General features: G+C 39.5%; 25 protein-coding genes. 10 read left to right on the top strand and 15 right to left on the bottom strand.

Annotation, left to right across the window (positions count from 1 at the left end; translation table 11 throughout):
- Positions 1-8: 8 nt before the first annotated feature.
- The 7 genes from B2O97_RS18735 to istA all read right to left on the bottom strand — a co-directional run bounded on the left by B2O97_RS18735 (position 9) and on the right by istA (position 8,296).
- Complete coding sequence (locus tag B2O97_RS18735; protein WP_286767900.1) at positions 9-938, bottom strand: hypothetical protein; 930 nt, start codon at positions 936-938, stop codon at positions 9-11.
- A 45-nt stretch (positions 939-983) separates the two neighbouring features.
- Positions 984-2,021, bottom strand: a complete 1,038-nt coding sequence (locus tag B2O97_RS18730; protein WP_286767899.1) for a hypothetical protein — start codon at positions 2,019-2,021, stop codon at positions 984-986.
- A gap of 282 nt (positions 2,022-2,303) precedes the next feature.
- Positions 2,304-2,777, bottom strand: coding sequence for an AAA family ATPase (locus B2O97_RS18725; RefSeq protein WP_286767916.1), 474 nt, complete (start codon positions 2,775-2,777; stop codon positions 2,304-2,306).
- A 106-nt stretch (positions 2,778-2,883) separates the two neighbouring features.
- Positions 2,884-4,089 (bottom strand): GIY-YIG nuclease family protein, encoded by a 1,206-nt coding sequence (locus tag B2O97_RS18720; RefSeq protein ID WP_286767898.1) that lies wholly within the window; start codon positions 4,087-4,089, stop codon positions 2,884-2,886.
- A complete protein-coding gene (locus tag B2O97_RS18715; RefSeq protein ID WP_286767897.1) occupies positions 4,082-6,505 on the bottom strand; it encodes a DEAD/DEAH box helicase in 2,424 nt (807 codons plus the stop codon). The genes B2O97_RS18720 and B2O97_RS18715 overlap by 8 nt, the downstream gene beginning before the upstream one ends.
- Positions 6,502-7,215 (bottom strand): PDDEXK nuclease domain-containing protein, encoded by a 714-nt coding sequence (locus tag B2O97_RS18710; protein WP_286767896.1) that lies wholly within the window; start codon positions 7,213-7,215, stop codon positions 6,502-6,504. Before B2O97_RS18710 ends, B2O97_RS18715 begins: the two co-directional genes overlap by 4 nt.
- A gap of 19 nt (positions 7,216-7,234) precedes the next feature.
- Positions 7,235-8,296 carry an IS21 family transposase gene (gene istA / locus B2O97_RS18705; protein WP_286767895.1) on the bottom strand — a complete coding sequence of 354 codons (1,062 nt, stop codon included), beginning with the start codon at positions 8,294-8,296 and terminating at the stop codon, positions 7,235-7,237.
- An 89-nt stretch (positions 8,297-8,385) separates the two neighbouring features.
- On the opposite strand from istA, the gene B2O97_RS18700 reads away from it, so the two are divergent.
- On the top strand, positions 8,386-9,111 hold the full coding sequence (locus B2O97_RS18700; protein WP_286767894.1) for an IS4 family transposase: 726 nt from the start codon (positions 8,386-8,388) through the stop codon (positions 9,109-9,111).
- A gap of 385 nt (positions 9,112-9,496) precedes the next feature.
- Here B2O97_RS18700 and B2O97_RS18695 read toward each other — a convergent pair whose 3' ends face one another.
- From B2O97_RS18695 to B2O97_RS18675, 5 genes are read right to left on the bottom strand one after another with little or no spacing between them, the layout of a single operon-like run.
- Positions 9,497-9,841, bottom strand: a complete 345-nt coding sequence (locus tag B2O97_RS18695; RefSeq protein WP_286767893.1) for a hypothetical protein — start codon at positions 9,839-9,841, stop codon at positions 9,497-9,499.
- 15 nt (positions 9,842-9,856) lie between these two features.
- On the bottom strand, positions 9,857-10,075 hold the full coding sequence (locus tag B2O97_RS18690; RefSeq protein WP_286767892.1) for a hypothetical protein: 219 nt from the start codon (positions 10,073-10,075) through the stop codon (positions 9,857-9,859).
- 41 nt (positions 10,076-10,116) lie between these two features.
- The gene (locus B2O97_RS18685; protein ID WP_070566626.1) at positions 10,117-10,488 is read right to left on the bottom strand and encodes a hypothetical protein; all 372 of its coding nucleotides are present in this window, start codon (positions 10,486-10,488) and stop codon (positions 10,117-10,119) included.
- A gap of 12 nt (positions 10,489-10,500) precedes the next feature.
- Positions 10,501-10,920, bottom strand: a complete 420-nt coding sequence (locus tag B2O97_RS18680; protein WP_286767891.1) for a nuclear transport factor 2 family protein — start codon at positions 10,918-10,920, stop codon at positions 10,501-10,503.
- 14 nt (positions 10,921-10,934) lie between these two features.
- Complete coding sequence (locus tag B2O97_RS18675; protein WP_286767890.1) at positions 10,935-11,510, bottom strand: hypothetical protein; 576 nt, start codon at positions 11,508-11,510, stop codon at positions 10,935-10,937.
- Between the two features lie 135 nt (positions 11,511-11,645).
- On the opposite strand from B2O97_RS18675, the gene B2O97_RS18670 reads away from it, so the two are divergent.
- The 5 genes from B2O97_RS18670 (at position 11,646) to B2O97_RS18650 (ending at position 19,169) form a co-directional block, all read left to right on the top strand.
- Positions 11,646-11,831: a hypothetical protein gene (locus B2O97_RS18670; RefSeq protein ID WP_286767889.1), complete on the top strand. Its 186-nt coding sequence runs from the start codon at positions 11,646-11,648 to the stop codon at positions 11,829-11,831.
- A gap of 629 nt (positions 11,832-12,460) precedes the next feature.
- Positions 12,461-12,841, top strand: coding sequence for a hypothetical protein (locus B2O97_RS18665; protein ID WP_286767888.1), 381 nt, complete (start codon positions 12,461-12,463; stop codon positions 12,839-12,841).
- 10 nt (positions 12,842-12,851) lie between these two features.
- Positions 12,852-16,307, top strand: a complete 3,456-nt coding sequence (locus B2O97_RS18660; protein ID WP_286767887.1) for a SusC/RagA family TonB-linked outer membrane protein — start codon at positions 12,852-12,854, stop codon at positions 16,305-16,307.
- A gap of 94 nt (positions 16,308-16,401) precedes the next feature.
- On the top strand, positions 16,402-17,691 hold the full coding sequence (locus B2O97_RS18655) for a RagB/SusD family nutrient uptake outer membrane protein (protein WP_286767886.1): 1,290 nt from the start codon (positions 16,402-16,404) through the stop codon (positions 17,689-17,691).
- Positions 17,691-19,169, top strand: a complete 1,479-nt coding sequence (locus B2O97_RS18650; protein WP_286767885.1) for a TlpA family protein disulfide reductase — start codon at positions 17,691-17,693, stop codon at positions 19,167-19,169. Before B2O97_RS18655 ends, B2O97_RS18650 begins: the two co-directional genes overlap by 1 nt.
- 52 nt (positions 19,170-19,221) lie before the next feature.
- Here B2O97_RS18650 and B2O97_RS18645 read toward each other — a convergent pair whose 3' ends face one another.
- The 3 genes from B2O97_RS18645 to B2O97_RS18635 form a co-directional block, all read right to left on the bottom strand.
- A complete protein-coding gene (locus B2O97_RS18645) occupies positions 19,222-19,518 on the bottom strand; it encodes a hypothetical protein (protein ID WP_286767884.1) in 297 nt (98 codons plus the stop codon).
- A gap of 4 nt (positions 19,519-19,522) precedes the next feature.
- The gene (locus tag B2O97_RS18640) at positions 19,523-20,038 is read right to left on the bottom strand and encodes a MauE/DoxX family redox-associated membrane protein (protein ID WP_286767883.1); all 516 of its coding nucleotides are present in this window, start codon (positions 20,036-20,038) and stop codon (positions 19,523-19,525) included.
- 343 nt (positions 20,039-20,381) lie between these two features.
- Positions 20,382-20,927, bottom strand: a complete 546-nt coding sequence (locus tag B2O97_RS18635; RefSeq protein WP_286767882.1) for a hypothetical protein — start codon at positions 20,925-20,927, stop codon at positions 20,382-20,384.
- 316 nt (positions 20,928-21,243) lie between these two features.
- Here B2O97_RS18635 and B2O97_RS18630 point away from each other — a divergent pair, with 316 nt between their 5' ends.
- The 4 genes from B2O97_RS18630 to B2O97_RS18615 all read left to right on the top strand — a co-directional run bounded on the left by B2O97_RS18630 (position 21,244) and on the right by B2O97_RS18615 (position 24,160).
- Positions 21,244-21,372: a hypothetical protein gene (locus B2O97_RS18630; protein ID WP_262511804.1), complete on the top strand. Its 129-nt coding sequence runs from the start codon at positions 21,244-21,246 to the stop codon at positions 21,370-21,372.
- A 67-nt stretch (positions 21,373-21,439) separates the two neighbouring features.
- Positions 21,440-22,378 (top strand): hypothetical protein, encoded by a 939-nt coding sequence (locus B2O97_RS18625; protein WP_286767881.1) that lies wholly within the window; start codon positions 21,440-21,442, stop codon positions 22,376-22,378.
- A 28-nt stretch (positions 22,379-22,406) separates the two neighbouring features.
- Positions 22,407-23,414 (top strand): hypothetical protein, encoded by a 1,008-nt coding sequence (locus B2O97_RS18620; RefSeq protein WP_286767880.1) that lies wholly within the window; start codon positions 22,407-22,409, stop codon positions 23,412-23,414.
- Between the two features lie 2 nt (positions 23,415-23,416).
- Positions 23,417-24,160 carry a LytR/AlgR family response regulator transcription factor gene (locus tag B2O97_RS18615; protein WP_070566598.1) on the top strand — a complete coding sequence of 248 codons (744 nt, stop codon included), beginning with the start codon at positions 23,417-23,419 and terminating at the stop codon, positions 24,158-24,160.
- Positions 24,161-24,173 lie beyond the last annotated feature (13 nt).

Raw genomic sequence — 24,173 nt, 5'->3', positions numbered from 1 at the left:
AAATTAAATTATTCAGCAATCATCACCTTTTCCTCCTTGATATTATTTAGAAAATTCGTGTATTTTATGGGTAGCTTTTTTCTGTTGTAATAAAAATAGAAGTCAAATGAGCCCCCGATGATTCCCTTATCCGGAGCATATACAAATCGATCAATTCCTCGCTCAAAATCATAATTATACTCATGTTGTGTCCAATCTACATAGGTCCAAAACTGATATCCTGTTGCATGCTGTGCTAAGGTGATTTTTTTGGATAGATATTCTCTTCTGTCCCGGGACCAATCTAAAAAGGAGAGCGGGTCTTCACCTATCCGATATAAGGGGAATTGTAAACTAGGATAAGCGCCTTTAAATATTTTTTCGAATTGAAGTACACTATAGGCCGAATCTTGGGTATTGATAGTCCCATAGACATTCGTAAAAGCTTGCGGACGATTGCGGACTGCATAAAACTGTAACAAACAATATTTTGGTGCATAATAAGTATCTCCTTTTTTTATAATTAGCTTATACGCATTAAAATACTTTGTTGTTTGCTTCACAGTGGTGTTGAAGTACGATAACGTATTTTTTTTATGAAGCTCTTCCAGATCTTTAAAGTTAATCATTGAAGAACGTACAGTATCAGGGTTGATTTCATACCAATCTTCTAAACCATCTAAATCAGGCAGAATGGAAAATAGCATGATATTATAATCAAGTTGTCCATTATATATACCCTTATTACCAATAAACGTTTGTACTTTACTCATTACATTGAAAATATGCACTTCACGCTTAATCTTATATAGCGGGTAGGTGTTTAACCTAAAGGATGAGGCTGTAAACTCTTTGCTATCTTCTTCAAAAAGGAAATATTTGGTCTGACTAAATCCTTTATTGAAGGAAAATAGGGAGATAAGGATCAACCAAATTATAAGGCACTTAGTTTTAAGCATAGCAATGTTCATTTTGTTTGTTAATTAGTTTCTTTCAATTAAAAATTAGTCGCATTTAGTACCTGCTTTGCCATCTCTATGAGTCGAATTTACACTTGACTCAACTGCATCGAGATTATTTACTATTCCATTTTTTGCTAGCGCCAATGCATCATATTTGCTCAAATTAGGATTAAAAGATTGTATTGCCTGTACAAGCTTATCCAGCTGGGTGCCAAAGCTGTTATGTTGGTTTACAAATCTTTGTTGACCATTCACATTGACTGCTGTCCAGCCAGAATATAATATTCCAAATTGGTCTCCCTTTCCTTCCGTTATTAATCTTGTGCGTTCATAATTTAAAAAGCCGTGTAACGCCTCGTGAAACATCGTTGCTGCAATATACTCTTTTGAAGATTTATTAAGGACATCTGGGTTGATAATTATTTTATGCGTTTGACCGCCTACACTACCAAAAGAACTGTGTTCTGCATCAATTTTAGTTCCGACAAATTGCGGAGCATCGGAGAAAGTGATGTTAAATGCGGTATTGTTACTAAATACAGAATTTAACCATTTTGAGATTTCGTTTTCTAAATTAGGAATATTTGCCAAAATGGATTGAGCACAAGGGTATCCTTGTAAAGAATCTATGATTTCTTGGTCCTGAGTCGGATCAATGGGTGGTTTAGTGCCACCGTCGCCGTTGCCACCTCCGCTCGAACACCCGTCGCATCCATCAGGAAAAGGTGGGAAATCAGGAAAACTTGGATCAACAATATCATCACTACAAACTTCTTTCCATCCTGAAGAACATATATCAGTACCGTCTAAACAGACTTGATACCACATCATTCGACAATTCTTAAGCCTTTCTTTTGCAAGCTTACTATTCGAAGATGCATAAATTTTTACAATGTCATTTCTTGAAACTAGTTTATTGTTCAAATAATTTACAAACGAGGTCTTTCCAGTTAACAAGTCTTCTGAAACAATCACTCCGCCACTTTTTACCTCATTTATATCATCTGGAAATACGGTTAGAACCTTAAATTCCCATTTGTCATCATTTTTGAAAGCAAATAACCAAGTTTTATCTGCCAATGAATATATCGTGCTATCTGACGTTTTTGAGAATCGATTATTGTCTGATGACAATGGAATATAATATCCACCGTTTACGCTTTGTCTTTTGCTCCAATTGGAAGTGAAATCATAATTTTGAATTGTCGTTTTACCTTTTAGCTCTTCATAAGAAGAAATTAATGTATCCTCTATTTGGGAATGCTCATACTGTTTGCATGCAGTATCATTATTTCAAAATTAAGATATTTTATTGTTCTTAACTTGATTTGCCGACTAAGTTAGCAACTCCACCTTATGATTTTAAAATAACGTGTCCACTTTTTGCTGACGATTTACATCTTTTGAACCTTTGTAACCGTCTAAACAAAATTCAAGAACCCTGTCACCACCGCTGTAATCAGTTTTTATTTTCCAAATCGTATTTTTAGCGGTCTCCTGTTTTTGATTTATAGAAGATTTTTCCGTTTCTAGTTGTGCATTTTTGATTACTTTATCTTCCTCAAGTTTTTTAATTTCTTTCAGAGCATTTGCAATCTTTGTTACTGCTTCTTTGTTTTCTTTTGAAAGTGTGAAAATTCCTTTTAAGTTTTCAGCTTCAAAAAAGTTTTCCTGAATGAAAGTTTGATTATAAACGAGTATTTCGTGATCGTCGTCCAATCCTTCAACCAAACAATTTTTAAATCTGTCGTCTGTTCGTTGGTGTAAATAATTTGATAACGTACTTTTTCCTGTACCGTTTAAACCATATATTAGGTTTACCTTTTTGTCAGTTATTAAAGCTGTTAGGTTTGTAGCTTGCTACTTTGTTTAGGTTTATCTTGGTTATCATAACTGATTAAACTTTATTCGTAAAGTTTTTGTAATAATTTGAATCTTTAATTTACTTTAACACAATTTTCTCCTGTGTGTCATCATACTTATAATTGAAAATAGTGTTATTCAGAACAAGTTCAATAGCTTCATCGATAATATCAATCGGAACGCAAAACCATTCTCTTGGAACAAATCTATTTCCACTCTGATCATAAATGTCTAGATTTAAACATACGGATCCGAAAAAACGGTGTAAGAGAGTTTCTAAAGCTTGTACCTCAATTCCGTAACAGTTATAACTAGCCACTATTTCTACATCAGCGAACAGATAGGTCGCTTCTTTGCTAGCGTTTTTAATACGTTCTTTAACCGGCAACTTGGAAAACCCAACTTTATATAAGTTTTTTAAGCCATTAATATCAGGATTGGATGATCTAGATCGCAGTACATAGATCCATCCTGACTGCAATGCTTCTTCTTGGGCAATATTGGCATTCTGAAACAATTGATTCTGCTGATTCTCATCCGTATCGGTGATCATCTTACCATTCTTCTGAATAGCTTTGCCTAAAGACCTGAACAACATATTACTAATCGTTCCATTTTCGAATATAGTTACCGTCCTACCCTCCAGTCTCATCCGATCGCCTGATCGGTTTTCTTTCAATACCTTTTCAGCATCCGAAACTTCTAAGTAAGCAAGCAAACCATCCACAAGATAGAAATGCCCTTCTTTTAAATTTCTTTCAGCATCAGAAAATGGCAGTAAGCGTCGTTTCCCTAGTTTTAGTTCCTGATGCACCTGTTTAAACATCTGATCGTATCGCTGAAATTCTTTTTCCGGCAATGCCTTACGCTGTGCAATATACTCCGCATCCGCTCTACTTCCACTTTTTGGCGTGTGGACAAAATCAAATATTGAGCTATCGCCTTCCAAATCAAGCAAGCCTAGATCATCATTTTCCAATATATCGTCGATCGATTCGACTTCAACAACTTCCTCTTCTCCCAATAAATTATACCGGTCAAACGGTTTTAACAAACTCCTTTTCGCTGGGTTCGACCGCCAATCTTTCAATCGAGCAAACAATGCGTACTCTGACATCGATGTTCTGGCTGGCTCTCTGTTGTTTTTTTCGAAAAATATATTCAATTCTTCAAAAGAGTCAATTAAACGATCCTCATCTGTTTTCAAATAATGATGATGTGGTTCCTTCGCATTTAACAATCCAAAATCGTCATCATCAAAAATATCATCTAATGTCTTAGCCATGCTGTGCCCTTTTCCGTTTAGCGTCCTTCAAAAATAACAAAGCCTGGGCTAATCGTTGCTCCTTGGGATCATAAGAATTGATATCAGGAGCCTTCCCTGTATTCAATTTCCATCGCTTAATCGCATCCCATGAAGCGATAGCTTCCTCCTCTGTCATTTCAATTCTGATAATATTAATGGCATCCTGAATGGATCTCAAAACAGATTTCGTCACACTCTTGGATAAGATTTCAAAAGCCTTTTGAAAAGGATTAATTGTATCAATCAAATCAATATAAATATAATCTATATTGACAAACGATCCAGCCATCCGGATAAATTTCTTAGAGCCATGATCTTCAACTTCACCATTTTTTATAACAGAATCCACAACAACATGTTGCCTTATCGCCTCTACATCATCTGTGCTCAAATCTGGATAAACTTCCCGGATAATCCGCGGAATAATAACCGTGTTGATCACTTCCGGCTCTATATTCCCAGGCATCGCTTTCAACATGGTGTCATCTTGCAAAATCCTAGCTTTGAGGTCATTCAGGTCACTTTCTATAATATCCTTGGCTCGTTGTGAAGATGGTTTCTTAAAGCCACGAATTTTTATTGTATTTTCATCATCGCCCAATTCATCCTCATCATCCGTAGGCTTAAACTTAAAGTTGGGGGCTAACACCTGTTCCATCAACAAAGAAGCTGTAATGGCTTTTAACATGTTGTTGACGGCCAATTTGACATCGTCATCAACTGCGTCCGGTTGCGCAATCAAATTAGTAAATTGTGCGTGTGATTTGTTGCTGCTGTCACGCGTCGCGCGCCCAATGATCTGGATAATTTCTGTCAATGATCCTCGATAGCCTATCGTTAAGGCATGTTGACAATAAGGCCAGTCGAAGCCTTCTTTAGCCATTCCTAGCGCAATAATCATATCGATATCATCCGGCGAGCTGACGCCTCGCAAATAAGCCACGATTTTATCCCGTTCTTTTTGGTTGTCATTTACGAGGTCAGCTATCTTCAATATCTGACCAGACCGTTTGCTTTTCACATACAAGACACCTGTTTCCGTATCCTGATATTCCAAATCCCCTATACAGTCGATAATATGATTAACCTCTTCCAACTTCTCTTTAGAGGATTCAGCTGAATTCACGCTCGGTATATGAATAATGGTTTTAAGGTTTTCATCCAATATTTCCTCTAATGCCGACGTTCCCTTTTCCGGATCATATTTGTAATAGCGGCCTCGGTAGAAATGATACCCTATCCCCAATGACCGAAGATATTCGTAACCATTCAGCTGATCGTAATAATTGTAGGTAACCGGCGTAAACTTAGCTTCATCTTCCGGCAACAGTACCGGAACACTATCCCCCCGGAAATAAGAGCCTGTCATCGCTACAATATGTGCGCTGGACTTAGACATAATGTTCCGCAAAACATTGCCGAGAATATTTTCTCCGTTGGCTGAAACATGGTGAAACTCATCTATCGCCAACAAGCAATCGTTAAAATCCGTCTCCTTCAATCCTTCAAAAGCAAAACGAAGTGTGGCATGTGTACAGATCAGAATACGCTCATCAGATTCCAAAAAAAGATGAAAAGCCTTTACTTTGCTCTTATCGCTTCCGGCTGTACATAAATTAAATCGCTGGTTAGGCTCCCAGTTGGCGTAAAATCCATGTTTAGCCAATTCAGTAGGAGCAAAAGAGTTACCTATTGAACGCTCCGGTACAGCAACGATTACCTTTTTGATACCCTGTTTAATCAGTTTATCCAATGCTAAAAACATCAAAGCACGAGATTTACCTGAAGCGGGCGGCGCCTTCAGTAAAATATACTGAGCAGAGCGAGCCTCATAAGCTTTCGCTTGCATTTCACGCATACCCAATTCATTGGTCGATTTGCTTTGCCCAGTCTGTGCATAGGTTACATTAACCAGATTGATCGGCTTGACATATTCGGGATGTTGAATTTCTATTTTTTCTTTTACTTTCTTTTCTTGAGATGTTGTGTTAACTGCAACCGTAGCACCATGCTGAGCCGAGTCGTAGACAATCTTTCCCAACAACAGGTTAATCGTTTCCGAATAAAGTTCATGGCCAGTAGGGTCCAGTCCTAAGGGGTATCCAGCTTTATCGATTACCCACCCTTTTAATTCAATCAGGATACGTGGACTATCAGCATTGTATCCGCCTTGCAATAAAATATGCGTTAGCGGCTTGGGCGTAGCATAATTACCATCCTTGTCTCTTTTGTACAGTTGCTTGAGATAGAAATCAGATATATCCCTGTATTCCACATTTTTGGTACCTGCACGCATCTCGTCCAGATAGACATTCTTAATGGTCAAATAAAGAATATTCTCTTTTTTCAATTCTAGAGAATTAATAACCTGTTGCAGTTCGATCGAATAATTCATTTTTCTTCCGGTTTATCTAAGAGCTGTGCTAATTGATGCAATTTTTTCGCTAGTACTTTTTTATCTATCAATTTTGTTTCGTAATCGGCAATCACAGATGGACTTGTATTGCGTGCCATAGCATATTCTACTACTTCATTATCTTTTCCTTTGCAAAGCAAAACTCCTATACTTGCTTTCTCATGAGGTCGTTTCACATCTCTGTCCAAGGCTTCTAAATAGAAGTTTAGTTTACCTAAAAATTCTGGCTCAAAATCCTCAATCTTTAATTCAAACAGCACTAAACACTGTAAATCTCGATGGTAAAATAATAAGTCGGTATAATAGTCTTTATTGCCTACTTGCAGGCGGTACTGATTCCCCATGTACGTGAAGCCCTTTCCGACTTCCAATATAAATCGCTGTAAATTAAGTGTTATTGCTTTTTCCAAGTCCTTCTCCGTATGCCCATCAGGTAAATCTAAAAATTCAAACATATACGGATCACGGAATAAGTCTTTTGGCAATCCTGATGTCGTGGAAGCTATTAATTTATTTGACAACATAGTGCGCTCAAAAGCTGCCGTATTTAGTTGTCGTTCCAATTCCCTTACCGACAATTTTTGAGTAATAGTCTGCAGAAGATAGAAGAGGCTTTCCTCTGCGGTTTTGGTTTTGCTAAGAATGTGTAAATGAGATGACCATTGTATTTGTGTCAACACTGTTGACACAAACTTTTCATACAATTTATCAGGGGTGTGTGATGGTGTCAACGCTGTTGACACTTTCGCATCTTCGTTTACCGTTTGTGCTCTCCAGCCTTACATTCATGCCCATATAGTCAGCCGGAACCGAATAATAATTCTGCTTATAGGCGACATGTCCCATACGGTTTACCCTGCGGTGGCTGACATCCTGTATCTGGAAACGTCTGGAAGGCAGGGGCTGCAGCGCAGCTTTCTCCGATTCAAGAAAGATATCATGAGGCCTGCGCCTGGTGGTGCCGTGGACACGTTTATTGCATATTTCATCATTCCATACGCGCAGACCACAGATCAGGTCCTCATAGCTTTTGCTTTCAAAGGCTTTCAGAAAGTTGTTCCTGACATATTTTATGGAAGACTCTACTTTACCTTTGTCTGTTGGCCGGCGGGGTCTGCAGGCAATACCCGCACAATGATAATAACTGAGAAATTCCACATACTGTGCCTGTAGGGTGGGTTCGTAGAGATCTACCTTGGTTACACCCGAGCGCAGGTTGTCCAGCTTGACCATTTTTGGGACACCCCCAAAATATTCAAAAGCACTGATATGGCAGTCCAGGAACTCCCGGACCTGTTGACTGGTAACAACCTTATAATAGGATTGCCTGCTATGGCTGAGTACCATACTGAACACCCAGACCTTAACACCACGGCCATTCCTGCGGAACTCACCAAAGTAGCCGAAGTCGACCTGTGCCTCTTCACCAGGAAGGCTGGGCAGCGGAACAAAACATTCTGCCCGCTTGAATTTACCAATGTAACGGGCGACACTCGAATAAGACAGGGTAAGCCCATGCTGCTGGATCAATTTCTGGTGGATCAGCAGTGCCGAAAGTCCACTGGCCAGATAATGCTCGATCTGTTCATGAAATACATCAAGACCACTGGAACGGGACTGCTGCCTCGGAGCTGAATCTCCATTCAGCAGCGCTTTTTGGATACGCGAAACGGTCTTGCGGCACATCCCAAGTTCCCTTGAGATCTCCCGCAAAGATTTGCCGTGTTCCAAAAGTGTTTTTATCGTATTGTACATAGCCACTTTATACATAACGCTGAGAGTTTATTATACTCTCAACAAGTAAAACCTTAATTGTTTAAGGTGGTGGCATTTTAATGCGAATCGCTGGGGGTATTTATATGCGAATTAACACTGTCTTGGATTATGATGGCTGCCTACCTGTTTTTATGCAGATTACCGATGGAAAAGTACATGAGAGCCAGCGAGCCGGTAGGTACAGTTTTTCCAAGGGAAGCGTGGTGGTAGTGGACCGTGGCTACGTGGATTACAGCTGGCTTGGGGATTTGGACAGCAGGGGTTATTATTTCGTTACCAGGAGTAAAGTTAATATGATGTACAAGGTTATCAAGTCCTATCAGAGTGAAGCACTCATGGAAAAGGGGATCCTTAAGGATGAGCTCATTGAGCTATCCGGTGCTGCCTGCAATAAATACAACGGCAAGCCGCTACGCCTAGTCCACTTTTGGGACAGCACCACTGGCAATGAGTACCACTTTTTGACCAATAATACGAAGTGGAAGGCTTCTTTGGTGGCAAACATCTATAAACAACGCTGGCATATCGAAGTCTTCTTCAAGCATCTAAAGCAGCGCTTAAAAGTATCGACATTCATAGGGACTTCTGAAAATGCAGTGATGATCCAGATCTGGACTTCACTCATTGGCATATTACTGTTAAAATACTTACAAAAAAAGGCCAAATATGACTGGAACCTGTCCAATCTGGTCGCATTCATCAGAATGAATATCTTCGTGAAAATAAACATCTGGCAATGGATAGATGATCCCTTTCTCAGGCCGCCTATAAAAGGAAAAAAGGGACAGCTAAAGATCTTCGCAGATTGAAAAATAGGGGTCAATATCGAAATGATGAAAAAAGCTATGCTTGTACCACAGAAATCCAATCCTAAAATTTATTTAGGACAGATGTGATGTCTGAAAGACTTCTACAACCTAATGTTCTATTAGGTTGTAGAAGTTATAACAAACGCTTAAATATATTTCTTTTTTTTGGTCTTCGATATTTCTTCCATAAGAGAAAGTTGTTTTGCAAAAAACACCCATAAGAAAGGAAACAGAAACATTAGTATGATACTCAAAAAAGATATTCTCCCTTTTGATTTAGCTATTTGAACGACCGCCACTATATAACTAATAAACCAAAATAAAGCTATTAATATCACGAAAAATTTCATTTTTAAAAGTTTTATTAGTAAAAATAATCAAAAATTTAATTATAAGCAAGTGTATGCAGCCGCTTCTCAATAAATTGACTATTTTGTTTAGCAAGTATAGGATAGGAGAAAGGCTTAAAATTTATAATTTCAGCATAGTAATCATTTTTCTTAGAATCATTATCCTTCTTAACTTCTCCTATTTCCGGCATCCCAAAATAATGAGGATCACGAGTCATTCGCTTTGAAGCGAATGAGGAATCCTTCATTCGACCTTTATAGTAAACGATGACAGTTCCTTTTGTTAAATATTTTAAATAAGGTTTTGGGAAGTGATACTCTCTTCCTGTATTGTCCTTCCATTGGGAAACGTCATTTTCAGTGATGACAACGTAATTCATTAAATATTAAATTAATTATACGGCAGGAGGAGCGGGCAAATTGTCGTCGCTAGGTTTAACAGCTTTTGCAATATCCTTTAAAATTTCATTTTGCTCGCGTAACGCTGCGGTGTAATCACGTTTGACGATTAGGTATCTTTCAAGGAGATTTGAAAGAACCAGGAACAGCCCGTAAAGACAGATTGCAATAAATCCTCCGTAAATGAGGTACATGAATAACCCGAAAGAAAACATAATTTATAAGTTTAGTGGTTTAGAATTGTAAAAAATTATTACTAAGTAAAATCTATAGTACAGGTGTTGCCATCGATTTTTACAACATTGTAAGGATCGTTATGTCTTAATCCAGCTGCGTAAGGAATTGCCATTTCTCTTAGCTTGAAAGGATCTATATGCTTTAAAACAATTGTTTTTTTCTCCCCCAATTCCATTTTTGATAACAATTCCAGAATGTCATCGCTCTCTTGCCAACTTGCAGGCTTATAAGCAATTTTAACAGGGCTTTTATTTTTATTGAACAAAAGTAGATCACCGCTTTCTACCTCAATGCCGCCGATACAAACACCCTGACTTGTATTGTAAAGGTAAATGGACTCAATCTTTTGACCTTCAAATGCTTCTTTTACCCAGTCGATCGCTTTTTTCATATTTGTACTTTTTTAGACTATATCCGTTAACCTAATTATCTTACCATCGTCAGAAAACTCAAAGATCGACTTCCCATCCAAGCTTATCTCTTCACCTTTTTTCAATCCATTTGGAAAATCCATCGCCGCGATTGCTCTATAGGTGATTGAGATATCGGTAGTACTATAATTATGAGTTATTGACTCAATGACTTGTTCTCTCTCGCTGAAATAGGAGAGCGCCTCAATAGCCTGTTTTTTAAATTCTTCAATACCTTGTAATTCCATCGTTTTCTCACCATTCACAACATTCTTGAAAATAATATCATCAGAAAAATCTGCTATCATATTTTTCGCATCCATCTGATTATAGGCCTCGACATATTTGAAAATCTTTTCCGTTCTATTATTTAAGATGGATGGCTCAGTAAGCGCTTTCCCGTTTGCGTCCATAATTTAAGTAAGATTTATTTTTTACGTTTCAGACCTTTTTCTAACGATATTACTTTATAATATTCCTGTTTTCGGCCAACCTCTCCCTTGTCAAGTTTTTCTCCTGTTTTTTCAACGTTTTCGCTAAGTTCATCAGAAAAAAGACCAGTAATGCGTATTGTAGAGCCTAATTTTTCTTTTAATTCTTGAGGTAAATTATCATACACTTCTGAAGGAAGAAATTTCTCCATATCTTTAATAGCTTCTAGTGCATCAATAACAGCATTATTTAAGTCAAGTTTATTGTATTTTTTAGATTGAGGCGGTCCTACTTCAGCTCTCCACAAAATCTTCTCTTGGGTGAGCGTTGGCAAATTCTCTTTTTCAGGCAGCTTGAATTCGGGATTTCCAAACTCGTAATAATTTAAACCAAAAAGTTGAGCTATTTCTCCCAATTTTTTCAGGGTAGGACCATTTTTACCCTTTTTAATATCTTGAACAATATCTGTAGAGGTATTAAGAAGGTTTTTGATATCTATGTGATAGAGTCCATAGTATTCCAGATAATATTGTAAAATATCTACATACTCATCAACTATATTCTTACTCATAATTTATTGAAAATATTTTTATATTTTATATTTATTACCTATATTTGTTTCAGCAACATATAGCGACAACTAGGGTAGAGGATATCTCTACTTAAACGATGTCACTCATATTAGGAAGCCGCTAAATTTTTCCCTATGAGTCGACCTTGGGTTCGCTTTCTATTGGATTTTTTTATCTTTGTAGATATTAGTCCAATAGGGCGATTCCCTTGTCAGTCTCCGGGGAGCCATGGTTTTGATCATGGGGTACTTAGCGGCACCACTAACGGAGCATTGGGATTCGCCCTATTGGTTTTTAACCAATCCGACGTTCCAGCCTAGGAGTTTCATCGTTTTTATAACCAAATGGATTATGAAAAAACGATTCAAAGACCACCAAAAACACCGAACTTACCTCAAGGAGGTGAGCCTTAAGTTTTCCAATTCAATTCTAATAAGCAAGATTATTCGGTCTCCAGAATAATTAGTTAAACCATATAAAACCAAAATAGGGGATAGCGGCATTCGCAAAATAGTTCGTGCCGAACAGGTAAGCACTAGAAAGGCCCTTAGACTAGGTTTCCCGATCTGTATCAGATACACTACGCCCTTTAATTTTGTGTAATTAATAAAATTGCTCTTACGAGACTTTGAACACCTTAAATGTAGCACTTTTATTTCTAAACAACAAAATTAAATACTATAATTTTGTATTGTTATTCTATACTAAGTAGGTCGGGTTTTTAATTCTTTCCGGGAGGGAGCGCCATAATAACCCCTAATGATGACTTGTAACCAATTTGAGGGCGCTTTGCGGATCTGTTAATTTTTTCTTGTTGGATAAGCAGTATTTAAAAAATGCTGCAAATGACAACCCTTTTTAATGCAAAAAAATCGCAATTGGGGAAGCTATGCTCTTTTTTTTTTACAATATTGAGCGGGGTTAGAGTCATCTTTATTGAACCTATAAAATGAACCAAAAATATTCAAATGTACTAGCGCTAGAGCTAGCCATATACCAAGTACACGATCAGAACTATGATCCTACGGATAAGATTGCTGATTTTTGGAAAAAGTATGATATCCGTACCATCCAGAATACCATTTCTTTACTACTTAAGAAGTCAGCAGACCGTTGGCCGAATGAAAATGTATTAGAACTCTGTCACAAGCAGATGTTCGGCTTCGATCTATTAGCTGTACTGATTGCTTATTTCCACGTGCATAAAGACTATGTGGACATGAGCAAATTAGATTTTTCAGACGCAGAAACAACAGGTTTTAGTTTGGATGAGCTGGAGATCACCAAGCGGATCCATGAGTTTTTTGGACGAATACAGACTAACCTTTAACAATAAGCAGATGAAACACAGATCAAATCTGATGGCTGCCTTATTGGATAAGGTAGCATATCTGGCAGCTATAAAGGATGCCGCAAATAATAATTTTAAAAAAGTACCATTTACGTGGGGTAAAAAGCACCCCTTCGATTGTATAGTATATAGCTTGAGGCAGATGATGTCGGCATGTACCCCTGTGCCGATGCCAAAGATCGTAAAGGGAATGTTTACCATAAGGACAATTCTAATCCTGTTCCTTATGATGTTCAGTTTTCATATGTTTAGTTTATCAGCTCAGACGCCCCGCAAGGACAGCGGGGCGGAAGGGCTGTTATCTATCAGCGGTACTGTCGTATCCTCCAGTGACGGAAAACCTATCCAAGGGGTGTCTATCCAAGTGCAAAGTGAAAAGGGTAGGGCTTCGTCAAAAAATGACGGCTCCTTTACGTTACACGTCTCCAATCCTAAAGGCACAGTTGCATTCTCCCACATGGGTTTCAGGCGATTAGAACTGCCTTATGTTGCTGGGGTATCATTGCAAGTAAAATTGATACCGATAGAGAATCAATTGGATGAGGTGGAGGTGGTCTCTACAGGATACCAAAAGATTCCGAAAGAGAGGGCGACGGGGAGTTTTGTGCAGGTGGATAATAAGCTGTTAAATAGGAAAGTAAGTACAAACATCCTCGATCGGCTCGAAGGGGTAACAAGCGGTGTAAATTTTAACCGCTCTTCGGGTGGATCGGGTGGCATGCTTCCTCCAAACGAGCAAACGGGCCTATCAATTCGTGGAAGATCAACAATTGACGATAAGGTAAGTGCCGATCCCCTAATTATATTGGATAATTTTCCTTTTGAGGGGGGCTTAGATCAGATCAATCCAAACGATGTAGAAAGTATTACCGTCTTACGTGACGCCGCTGCCGCATCCATCTGGGGTGCCCGATCGGGAAATGGCGTTATTGTTATCTCAACTAAAAAAGCCGCTTTTAACGAAAAAACAAAAGTGGATTTTAATACGGCCACAATAGTAGGATCGCACCCAAATTTCAAGTATAACCGAAATTTTATTCCCAGTGCACAATTTATGGCTGTGGAGAAACAGTTATTCGATAAAGGCTTCTATGACGATATGTTGTCCAATACAAGCACTTACCCCGTTGTGAGTCCATACGTAGAACTGCTAAACAGCCTTCGCTCGGGTAATCTGACAGACAATGATCTCCAATTAATGGAGAGTCAGTTTGCGCGGAGGGATGCCCGTGATGAAACAGCTAAATATTTCTATCAAACTTCAAGGAAAAGCCAGTATGCACTTAATATCAGGTCGGGTGGACCTAAATCAAATACTTACTTTTCGGTGGGCTATGATGATAATAGGGAAGCAGTGCAAGGTGCAAACCTTCAACGTTGGACAATGACCTTAGCTCCACAGTTCAAAATATTATCCAACCTTTCTTTTTCGCCATCGATATGGGTAGCGCATACCAAGCAGTCGTATGGCTACAGCTATAGTGCTTCAATTCCTTACATTTCTATACTGCAGGACGATGGAAGCCCGGCCAGTGTTCCTGGGCCTTATAGAGAGGCATACTTAAAGAACATGGAAGCGAAGGGGTTCAAAGATTGGTCACTTCGCCCATTGGAGGAGAAAGCACTGAAAGATACTGGCCTGAAAAGACTAAACACCATTTTAAAGGGGCAATTGAACTATCAGCCCTTGGAATGGCTCTCCCTGTCTTCTTTATTTCAGTACGAACGGCAGCAGGGTGATTATCAGGATGTGAAAAATAGAAATAGCTATTATGTGCGAAATTTAGTCAACCGCTTTACTCAGGTGAATGGAACAACCATGACTTATCCCATTCCTGATGCCGACATATTTGACTATAGCCACGATCGGATGGAAGCTTATAATTTTCGCTTGAATGCCGCTGTAAACAAATCGTGGTCGGATATACATCATCTTGATGCGCTTTTGGGTACGGAGATAAAATCTTCTACAGTCGGCTCGAATACAGGGCGTTACTATGGTTATGATAAGGAAACAGGCACGATTTCTGGAAATCTCAATTTCAATCAATATTATCCTGTTAACCCTGCAGGATTGGGTTCGCAGCTGATAGATGATGGTATAGGCAACATTGGCCTGACATCCCAACGCTTTATTTCTTATTTTTTTAACGGGGCATATCAATATCGGGGACGTTATACTATTTCAGCATCCGCACGAAAGGACGGCGCAAATCTCTATGGCGTAAAGTCAAATGATAAATTTGTGCCCCTCTGGTCAGTAGGCCTGCTTTATGATATTTCCAAAGAAAACTTTTATAAACTGAGCTTTTTGCCGACGCTCAAACTTCGTTTTACCTATGGATTTAATGGCAACTCCTATAATCAGGCTGCATACTTGATCGCCAGTTTCAATCGCAACGCAGTCAATGGCTTCCGGCAGGCTACAATCCAAAATCCGCCTAATCCTTCATTGCGTTGGGAACGGGTTCGTAACGTCAATTTAGCGTTAGAGTTTGCATCTAAAAACAATCGGATTTCAGGTTCAGTAGAATTATTTCATAAGGACGGCATGGATCTGATCGAGGAAGTGCTTCTGCGGCCGTCTACAGGATTCGAAAGTTACAAAGGAAATGCCGCAGCAGTACGGAATAGGGGAATGGACATCCAGTTAAATACAACGAACGTAAAAGGAAAGTTTGGTTGGAATACAGTGCTGCTATGGAGCTTCTTAAAAGATCGTGTGCAATCTTTTAGTGAAGATTATCCGACGCAATATCTCGTGTCAAATTCTGCCTCCATCAGCGGTTCTGCTCGTTATGGATTATACATCAAAGAGGGCAATTCACTATACGGTGTTTATAGCTACCGGTCCGCAGGACTCGATGAAAACGGCGATCCTCAAGGCTATCTGAACGGGGCGATCAGTAAGGATTACACAGGAATCATCGCAAGTAATACCATGGATAATGTGATCTATCATGGAAGCAGTCGACCGAGTTCTTTTGGTTCTTTGCGTAATAACTTCTCCTACGGGAACTGGTCGCTGTCTGCTAACGTGCTATTTAAAGCAGGTTTCTTTTTCCGTAAGAAAAGTAGTAGCACAAATTTAACGGAAGTACTTGTTGATCCGAATGCAGACTATCTGCTTGCCTTTGATCCCGCACATCCCAATGATAAAACGACAATGCCGTCGCTTGTTTATCCTCTTAATGTAAATCGGAATACTTTTTATCAAAATTCGGAAGCCTTGGCGTTACCGGGTGATCATATTCGTTTTCAGGATATCTCCCTGTCTTACAGGTTTACTTTTAAACCATTTAAACTGGAACTTTATGGTTATGTCGATAACATCGGTATCATTTGGCGCAAGAATAAATGGGGGCTTGATCCTGAGGTAAACGACTATTGGGGAGCTTATCCCGTACCGCGGAGTTACTCACTAGGTGCCCGATTTCAATTTTAAGAATTAACACTGATGATTAGGATAAACAAATAAATAGATGAAAAAATATAGCTTTTATCTTGCTGTGATCCTGTTTTGCTGCTCATGCAAAAAAATGGATAATTGGCTCGATGTAAAATCAAAAAATAGCGACGTCATTTTGAATTCCGTCGCAGACTACCAGTCCTTATTGGATAATACAGCTGTCATGAATACAACACCGGGCATTGATATTGTCGCGTCTGATAATATTCAGCTGCTAGAAAATACAGCTTTGACAGCTGGCCTACCAGCTGAGCGTAATGCTTATATCTGGAAAGAAGATATCTATGAAGGAGCCATTGGTGTCGGAACTGGAGATTGGACCGTTCCTTATCGGGCAATTGCTTATGCTAATATTGCCTTGGAAGGGATGGACAAATTGACCCAAACGAGTGCCGAAAGAGACAATGTGCGGGGTTCGGCCTTATTTTACCGCGGTTTCCACTATTACCAGCTGCTGCAACTTTATGCCCCGCCATATAAGGATGGGGCAAATGAGCCTTGTGTACTACCGCTAAGGGATGTGTCGGATGTTGGCGTATCGGGCACGTTGTCGACAGTAGAGGATTGTTATAACCAGGTGATTACCGATCTGAATGCTGCGCTCGCACTATTGCCACTTGTTCCTGCAAACAAGACCAGGCCCTCACGGCTTGCGGTCTTGGCGATGCTTGCAAAGGTGTATTTGCTGATGGAGAAGTATGAACAGGCCAAGGATTATGTAGAAAGGTATCTTGAAAATCAAAGCGAACTGCTCGATTTCTCGACCTTGAATACAGCTGCGACGTTGCCTTTTCCTACGCTAGATATAGGGAATAAGGAGGTGATTTTTTATGCTGGTCCGATTAGTTATTCCCTGCTATCCTTTGGCAATCTTAGAGTCAATGAGTCTCTTTATTCCAGCTATCAAGCCAACGATCTTCGGAAAGCCGCCTTTTTCCGACTGAACGCCGACGGGACAAAATCCTTTAAAGGGCGTTATACGGGTACTGTGGGACTTTTTTCAGGCTTGGCAACAAATGAAATACTGCTTATTAAGGCGGAATGCTTAGCCCGTACTGGAAAGTGGAAGGAAGGAGCCGACCTATTGAATACGCTCTGTGGAAAGCGTTATAAAAATTATTCGCCAGTAGTTGATGAAACAGATGAGGCTGCACTCCAACGGATACTTGAGGAAAGGAACAAAGAGTTGGTTTTTACCGGCACCTGCCGTTGGGAAGATCTGAGACGGCTTAATAAAGACCCTCGGTTTGCGAAGAGCCTAACGCGGAAACTGGCCGGCAGCGTTTATACACTTCCGCCAAATGATCCTCGATACACGTTTCCTGTAATCCCACAAGAATTAATAACAAAAGCTAAGTAATGATGAAATCGATTAAAACCACACTATTTATGGCTTTTTTAAGCCTAAGCATTGCGTTTTGGAGCAAATTATATGCGCAGACAGCCACCGTCACCGTTAAAACAAAAGTGGCAAGCAAGGGAATAATAGCCATTAATTGCTACTGGACTGAAGACAATTTTGAGTTTAATAGTCACATACCTTTGCAGAAACAAATAGCCAAGAGAAAAGGAAATCGATACACGATTACCTTTGATAACGATTTGAAGTTTCGCAATATCTCATTTATCGGGACAGATAAGGATAGTATAGACAAATTATTTTGGTTAGATTATTTGATTTGCCCAGGAGATCAGGTTGTCATTTTGGATGATGGTCATGGTGGCCTTTCCTTTAAGGGTAAGGGATCCGAGAAGTTTACTTTGCAGTATAAACTGGCACAGATTGAAAAAACATTTGTATTGCTCAATAAACAACAAGAAAGTAAAATGATTTTACCTTCGCCCGCAAATCTGTCACCCGTTCTCTACGATAAACTGGTATCAAGCATCAAGTATAATTATGCAAAAAGGGATAGCCAGTTCGTGGTATTAAATGCATATAAGCGCTTGTTAAATAATGAGCTATATTCGCTATTTAAACTAAATGTGATTGGCAGATGCGAATCTAATATATTGACAACGCTGCATATGCAATTTAATTGGTTGAGTAAAAAGTACCCTGAACTGGAAGACCAAAAGTTTTTGTTGTTACAGGCCTATACGCAGCGGAAAACTGGTTTAGATAATCTGAAAAATGCTCGTTTCCACTGTGCTAATGATATGCAGTTGTACTTTATGCTTCGGTTTAGGTATGCCGACTGGTTAGGATCGATATTCGAAGACGAATGGCATGAAAGTATGATCGACAAAGACTTGATAAATCGGGCATTGTACCGTCATTTTTATACAAGTTACGCCAAAATGGATAGTTTGAAAAGACAACAAGTGATAAGTCAGATTTCTGATCCCAGCTATAAACAGGAGCTGGAATCCTTTTTGAAAAATATTTCCAACGGGGTAGCACTGCCTAATTTCCAGTTTCAAGATAGTTTAGGTAATCCTGTTCATCTTGCTGACTTTAAGGGGAAATATGTGTTGCTTGACTTCTGGTATACGGGCTGCGGTAATTGCCGGATTTTGAATAAAAACTTGAAACCGATCAAAGAGCAACTGAAGGATAGAAAAGACCTGGTTTTTGTGAATGTATCCATTGATGGAAACTTTGCGCAATGGAAGGCATCGGTGGCTAGCGGAGCTTATACCGATTCCACAGATGTAAGCTTATATACGATGGGTCAAAAATCAAACCATCCGATCATAAAATTCTTGAACGTGATGAGCTATCCGAGACAGCTGTTAGTTGATAAGGAAATGCGTATAATTTCAACGCAGATACCACGAGTGGGAAATGCTAAAAATGATTTGGCGTTTAGCACTTTAATTGCAAAGTTAAAGTAAAAGAAAGGCGCCTGATAGACTTATCAGGCGCCTTCCATTAAATTTACTCCTATTATTCCTCGTTCGTCTCAAACTGACCATGATCCACAGTTTGGAAATTGGCAGGATTTCTAAACTCGTCGTTCATCGGTCCAGGTGCACTTCCAATCTTCTCATAAGAACAATCAGCCGATGGATTTTCCGTACAATCCCCTAGAGGATAGTTGGATTTCGGCTCCCATGTTCCGCTAATCAGTACATAATCTCCTGAAGGAGGAGTTAAATTATTTGTAAACGACTGCGTCAATATCGCGCCGCCTATTGTTGCTACTCCCAGTAGCAATTTCCCATATTTTTTAATTCTTACCATGGGTTTAAATTTTAAAATGTTTAACTTTTGTTTTTACAAGGGCAAATATTCCCGCAATCAGCCAAATAATATTAAAGACGATATGCGTTTTCCAGCCCATTGATTCGATCACACCACCACAGTGACAAAGCTTTTTCTCTGCAAACTTGACCATCAAACTGAGATAGACAGTAAATACGACCATCAAAAGTGTAGATGTCCACAGTGCAAAGCGCTTGATTCGGTATACAGGAATAACGAGCAGGATCGCAAGCACAATCTCCAGCGAGGGGATGCCATAGCCGATCAATTTCGCATAAGCTCCCAGATAGGGGATCTTGCTATTGCCTCTTATGAAAGTAGCCATGTTCATAAACTTGGCCCATCCCGTGTACATGTACAGAAAGGCATAACCATAAATGATTAGATCAGGTAAGCGACGATAAACCCAATGTGCACCCGAGCGGATTAAACTACCGCGTTTTGGGAAGCTTGCAGGCTGATCCTGTTGATTGACTGTAATACTGAAGCGCTTTTGCATAAGCTTGTTGGTGTTGTTGTTCTTTCTTTTTGTTTTTCTGCGGAGCCAACAGCTTATCACTGCCGGATTTCCTGCTTGGATTTACATTCACCGACATCGCGGGAATAGGGCAAATTTTCTTTTGTGCTGTTTCATAACTTTGTTTTTTATTGGGGCTTTTCGGATCAAGCTTCACCTGTACATATTACTTTCTTCGATTAAGCTTGATGGTATTGTTCTGCTTTATCCGAGCTGCTATTACAAAGTTCGAGCACAGCTAATTAGCTATGTTGGGATTTTGAAGACTAAGTTTTGTGTTTACACCGACAAAAGATTTTGACGGGATGCCCAAAAAATTGGGCCATTAGCAATCATGATCTCGCAAGAGCCGACGGAGCAGCTCGCTGCTGATTCCCATAAACAGGGCCAGTTCATGATGCTTCACATAGCTTCTAAGATCGGGATATTTGTCAAAGACAAAGTCGTATTTATCCTGATTGTTCAACGATAACAACTTATGCCGATAGTCCAAATAGGTCTGCTGTTTGTCTGTGAGATTGGCATACAGGTGAAAGACTTTCGGGTTGTACGTATTAATTTCTTCCAGTTGCCGGAGCGAGGTACGGTATGTACGGCAATCACTCAGCGCGATAAACTGATAGCGGTGCTTATGATTGGGGATCATCAATGATTCGCCAGAAATGGCGTAGCGTACGGGACAGGTCTTCTCATATTTCCCAAAGAGGCCACCAACGATTAGATACAAGTCACCCCAGTCGTTGATGAGCCGTTCTCCTGGGCTAAAACGCTCTTCTTCAAATACAGCAGATAATTCAGGGATTTCATGTTGCCATTGGGGATCAATGTCCCTGAAAAAGGGATCGAGCAGGTATTCTTTACTTTTCTTCATTGTTTAGTTTATATTGGATTTTTTATCATAAAAAAGGAAAAGGCAATTTACGAATGCTTAGTCAATCTGTGCTATTAAGGGATAGATAACCTATTTGATGGGTGAAATACCTATAGCATGGGTAAATGGTATTTTAAGCTACGATTGTTAGCTAATTTTCAGTTCAGTGCTGTTTTTTTGCTCTGTTTCCCCCGACTTGTTTTTTTTCCTTGCTTGTTGCAAATTTGTTTATCAGCTGATCATTAAATGAATATATCGTACGATAGAGCAGGATAGATTCGACCTGCATCTTTCGAGTCAACAAAATGATTTAAACATGGCAAATGAATTGCAAACAAGCGTAACAAGTGATCTATTTGAAGGCTATACAGCTTTTGAACTGTTTGGTGACGACCCTATATTGGGCGATCTGGATGATGATAAATGTTGGACAGGATCTCTATAGTTCTTCATCGTACACCAATGGCCTCAGGTGATTCAAATTCACCTGGGCCATATTAACCGAAAACCAAATGAACAATCAAAAAAAAGAACAACTACAACGCCTGCTGTGGATGGCGAATGTGCAAGGCTTTTATCCGGATAAGCCCGCAGTTGAACTTGAAACAGGCTATCAACGCTGGAAAGAACACCGTCAACAGTTTGCCCAATTGGATCGAGATTTTTCTACTGAAAATAAGGGGATAGGATCTTCTACCATTGAACCCGCTACTTTGGCTGGTAGCATCGTCTTCTCATTTCATTATGGGCCATATCGTCTGCTCCCACGTTATCTTGTCGCAGCAGGATACCGACTCACCATGGTGGTCTCGAATACGGTATTGGAAAGAGAACGTAAAAAATATGCCCGAGACCTCGCCGATATGGGCTTGCCAGCAGATAGGTTCGAATGCCTGGAGGCGAGTGACACCATGGTCATACGCAAGATGCTTCAGGCTATTTCACTCAATCGGCTGATAATCGTATTCTTGGATGCGAATGAATCAGTGGGCAACAATGAAAGTAAAGAGGAGCAGGGGCGACTAAGGGTCTCTTTCGGTGGAAGTTATTTTTATTGGCGTAGTAACCTGCTTAAGCTCGCCCATCGTTTTGGTTTACCTGTATACGCCATTCATCTAAGCCCTAAACTCCATCATACAGAACCAGCCTGGCAAATGGGGAATCCAATAAACATATTAACCTCAGCGGACAAAAATAATCCGACGGCGATCTTAAATGCTTTTACAAAACTGCAGGAAATCTTTCAGGCAATGATGCATAATGATTGGACTGCCTGGGAAAACTGGGGACTTATGCACCATTATAAGGGTTTTGACGAGCGGACGGGATCTGGCACAAAGTGTAAAGGAAGCTGGATGATTCCGTTTTCTTTTGCGGATAAAGGATATTTGTTTGACTTATCTAGAAAGATTTTTTATGAAATTATTGTTAAAAAGAACGATATTCTCTAATTTGGGTTAACAACTTGACCAATTAATTATGAAGACTTATTCATTCAATCTGGATTTTTTTAACCAATTGCATTACAGATATATTTATGGAGTCACCTTATTTATCTTATTGCTTGGCAGCGTATTCAAACACTTGTGGTTAAATCACTCTTTTAACATCTTTATATTGTTTATCATTCCGTATGTATCCTATTTTACTGTCAGTTTTGTCACTTTCCATATTATAAGGCTGCACAAATATCGACTCTGGTTTATATTGGTGGCCGGTGTTGTGCTGCTTATATGGGTTTATCCTATCGTAAAATGGTATTATTACAGTTTTCTAACGGCACATGGGGTCGTGTTCTATTTCCCTTGGAAAGATGGGGATGCACAAAAGCTATTTATTATAATCGTTCGTGGGCTTGCATTCGTGCTGCTTTTCCTCGCACTTGATACCGTTTTGTGGCAGAAGAGACAAAAAATAATAAAAATAAATGAACTTGAGCTCGCTGTAAAAGATATTTCTGACAACGCACTGCTGTCGGGGCATTTTTTATTCAAACTCTATCAGTTTTCAGTGGAGAAGAAAATTGTTTTTGATCTTAAAGTGCTGGATTTCTTTCAGTACATTATCAATAAGATCGCCTCGCGCAATAGCCGGGTAGCGTTGGCTGAGGAATGGGCTTATCTCAAACAATTGGTGGTTATGTGTGTGCATCGATCAATAGAGATCAAAGGAGAGGAACTTGTTACAGATTACATCTGGAATAGGTCTGTCCCCACGCTTTCGCTGATGACCTGGATTGAAAATGCAGTTTCCTATAGCCCGATTGGGAAAACGATCCCTATTGTCATCGAGTGGATTCGACAAAAGGATGCTATCGTTTTTACGGTACGCAATCGTATAGCCTGCAGTACTGAGGGAAAAGGTACGGGCAAAGGATTGGAACTGGTCAATCGTCTCTTTGAACCTTTACAAGAAGATCATGTAAATGTAACGTATCGTATTGAGGAAGAGATGTATTTTGTGGTGGAGTTAAAATTCATGGATTAATTATGCCTAAATATAGTATTGTTGTAGTCGACGACGAGAGATCGGATGCCAACAAGGTTGTCGAACAGATCTTAAAATTAAAAGACATTCACAAAATAGGTGATTTTGAAGATGTCAAAGTTTTCGAGAATGGAAAGGAGGCGCTCAACTATCTGATGCACCATAAAGTGGATATTCTTTTTCTGGATATACAGATGCCCGAAATCTCGGGATTTGAGCTTTACAAAATCTTGCCGCAGCCGATGAGACCGGCACTGGTCTTTGTCACCGCTTATGCCGAATTTGCATTGGATAGTTACAAATTGGACGCCTGTGATTATCTGTTAAAGAATGTGACTTTTGATGCTGTATTCTTGGCTTTAAATAAATGCCTTAAACGATTAGGGACACCAATCATGATCGCGCCGGCGGTACAGCGCGAATATTACGTGTACGAAGTCAAAGACTCTCGTTGTAAAAGGGTCTTGAAATATCGAGATATCATCTATATTCACAGTATAGACAATTATGTAGAAATAGTGACTCGTAATGAGCGGCTGATCTGCAGGATAACCATGGAAGAGATTGAAGAAAATATGCCCCATGCCGATTTTGTGCGTATCCACCGAGGTTATATTGTCAACTTCAAATTTGTTAAGTATATCAATGGTGGCAAGTTATGGCTTGCCGAAGGTGAAAAAATTAGTCTTCCGATCAGTCGATCGCGTAGAAAGAACATTGCTGGAATGGGAAAATCGATTGAATAACCTGTCTATTATA

Origin of the sequence: Sphingobacterium sp. UBA865, from assembly GCF_002295765.1 — a bacterium.
Lineage (GTDB): Bacteria > Bacteroidota > Bacteroidia > Sphingobacteriales > Sphingobacteriaceae > Sphingobacterium > Sphingobacterium multivorum.
Note: the sequence above shows the minus strand (reverse complement) of the source record. Positions and strands in the feature narration are given on the sequence as shown.

Excerpts from the sequence above, each read along its gene's own strand:
- B2O97_RS18665 (WP_286767888.1), top strand. The coding sequence starts at position 12,461 with ATGAACCAAAAATATTCAAATGTACTAGCGCTAGAGCTAGCCATATAC.
- B2O97_RS18625 (WP_286767881.1), top strand. The coding sequence starts at position 21,440 with ATGAACAATCAAAAAAAAGAACAACTACAACGCCTGCTGTGGATGGCG.
- B2O97_RS18695 (WP_286767893.1), bottom strand. The coding sequence starts at position 9,841 with ATGAATTACGTTGTCATCACTGAAAATGACGTTTCCCAATGGAAGGAC.
- B2O97_RS18675 (WP_286767890.1), bottom strand. The coding sequence starts at position 11,510 with ATGAGTAAGAATATAGTTGATGAGTATGTAGATATTTTACAATATTAT.
- B2O97_RS18655 (WP_286767886.1), top strand. The coding sequence starts at position 16,402 with ATGGATAATTGGCTCGATGTAAAATCAAAAAATAGCGACGTCATTTTG.
- B2O97_RS18720 (WP_286767898.1), bottom strand. The coding sequence starts at position 4,089 with ATGGCTAAGACATTAGATGATATTTTTGATGATGACGATTTTGGATTG.
- B2O97_RS18630 (WP_262511804.1), top strand. The coding sequence starts at position 21,244 with ATGGCAAATGAATTGCAAACAAGCGTAACAAGTGATCTATTTGAAGGC.
- B2O97_RS18700 (WP_286767894.1), top strand. The coding sequence starts at position 8,386 with ATGCGAATTAACACTGTCTTGGATTATGATGGCTGCCTACCTGTTTTT.
- B2O97_RS18615 (WP_070566598.1), top strand. The coding sequence starts at position 23,417 with ATGCCTAAATATAGTATTGTTGTAGTCGACGACGAGAGATCGGATGCC.
- B2O97_RS18635 (WP_286767882.1), bottom strand. The coding sequence starts at position 20,927 with ATGAAGAAAAGTAAAGAATACCTGCTCGATCCCTTTTTCAGGGACATT.
- B2O97_RS18650 (WP_286767885.1), top strand. The coding sequence starts at position 17,691 with ATGATGAAATCGATTAAAACCACACTATTTATGGCTTTTTTAAGCCTA.
- B2O97_RS18690 (WP_286767892.1), bottom strand. The coding sequence starts at position 10,075 with ATGTTTTCTTTCGGGTTATTCATGTACCTCATTTACGGAGGATTTATT.
- B2O97_RS18640 (WP_286767883.1), bottom strand. The coding sequence starts at position 20,038 with ATGCAAAAGCGCTTCAGTATTACAGTCAATCAACAGGATCAGCCTGCA.
- B2O97_RS18660 (WP_286767887.1), top strand. The coding sequence starts at position 12,852 with ATGAAACACAGATCAAATCTGATGGCTGCCTTATTGGATAAGGTAGCA.
- B2O97_RS18685 (WP_070566626.1), bottom strand. The coding sequence starts at position 10,488 with ATGAAAAAAGCGATCGACTGGGTAAAAGAAGCATTTGAAGGTCAAAAG.
- B2O97_RS18620 (WP_286767880.1), top strand. The coding sequence starts at position 22,407 with ATGAAGACTTATTCATTCAATCTGGATTTTTTTAACCAATTGCATTAC.
- B2O97_RS18735 (WP_286767900.1), bottom strand. The coding sequence starts at position 938 with ATGCTTAAAACTAAGTGCCTTATAATTTGGTTGATCCTTATCTCCCTA.
- B2O97_RS18645 (WP_286767884.1), bottom strand. The coding sequence starts at position 19,518 with ATGGTAAGAATTAAAAAATATGGGAAATTGCTACTGGGAGTAGCAACA.
- B2O97_RS18670 (WP_286767889.1), top strand. The coding sequence starts at position 11,646 with ATGAGTCGACCTTGGGTTCGCTTTCTATTGGATTTTTTTATCTTTGTA.
- istA (WP_286767895.1), bottom strand. The coding sequence starts at position 8,296 with ATGTATAAAGTGGCTATGTACAATACGATAAAAACACTTTTGGAACAC.
- B2O97_RS18715 (WP_286767897.1), bottom strand. The coding sequence starts at position 6,505 with ATGAATTATTCGATCGAACTGCAACAGGTTATTAATTCTCTAGAATTG.
- B2O97_RS18680 (WP_286767891.1), bottom strand. The coding sequence starts at position 10,920 with ATGGACGCAAACGGGAAAGCGCTTACTGAGCCATCCATCTTAAATAAT.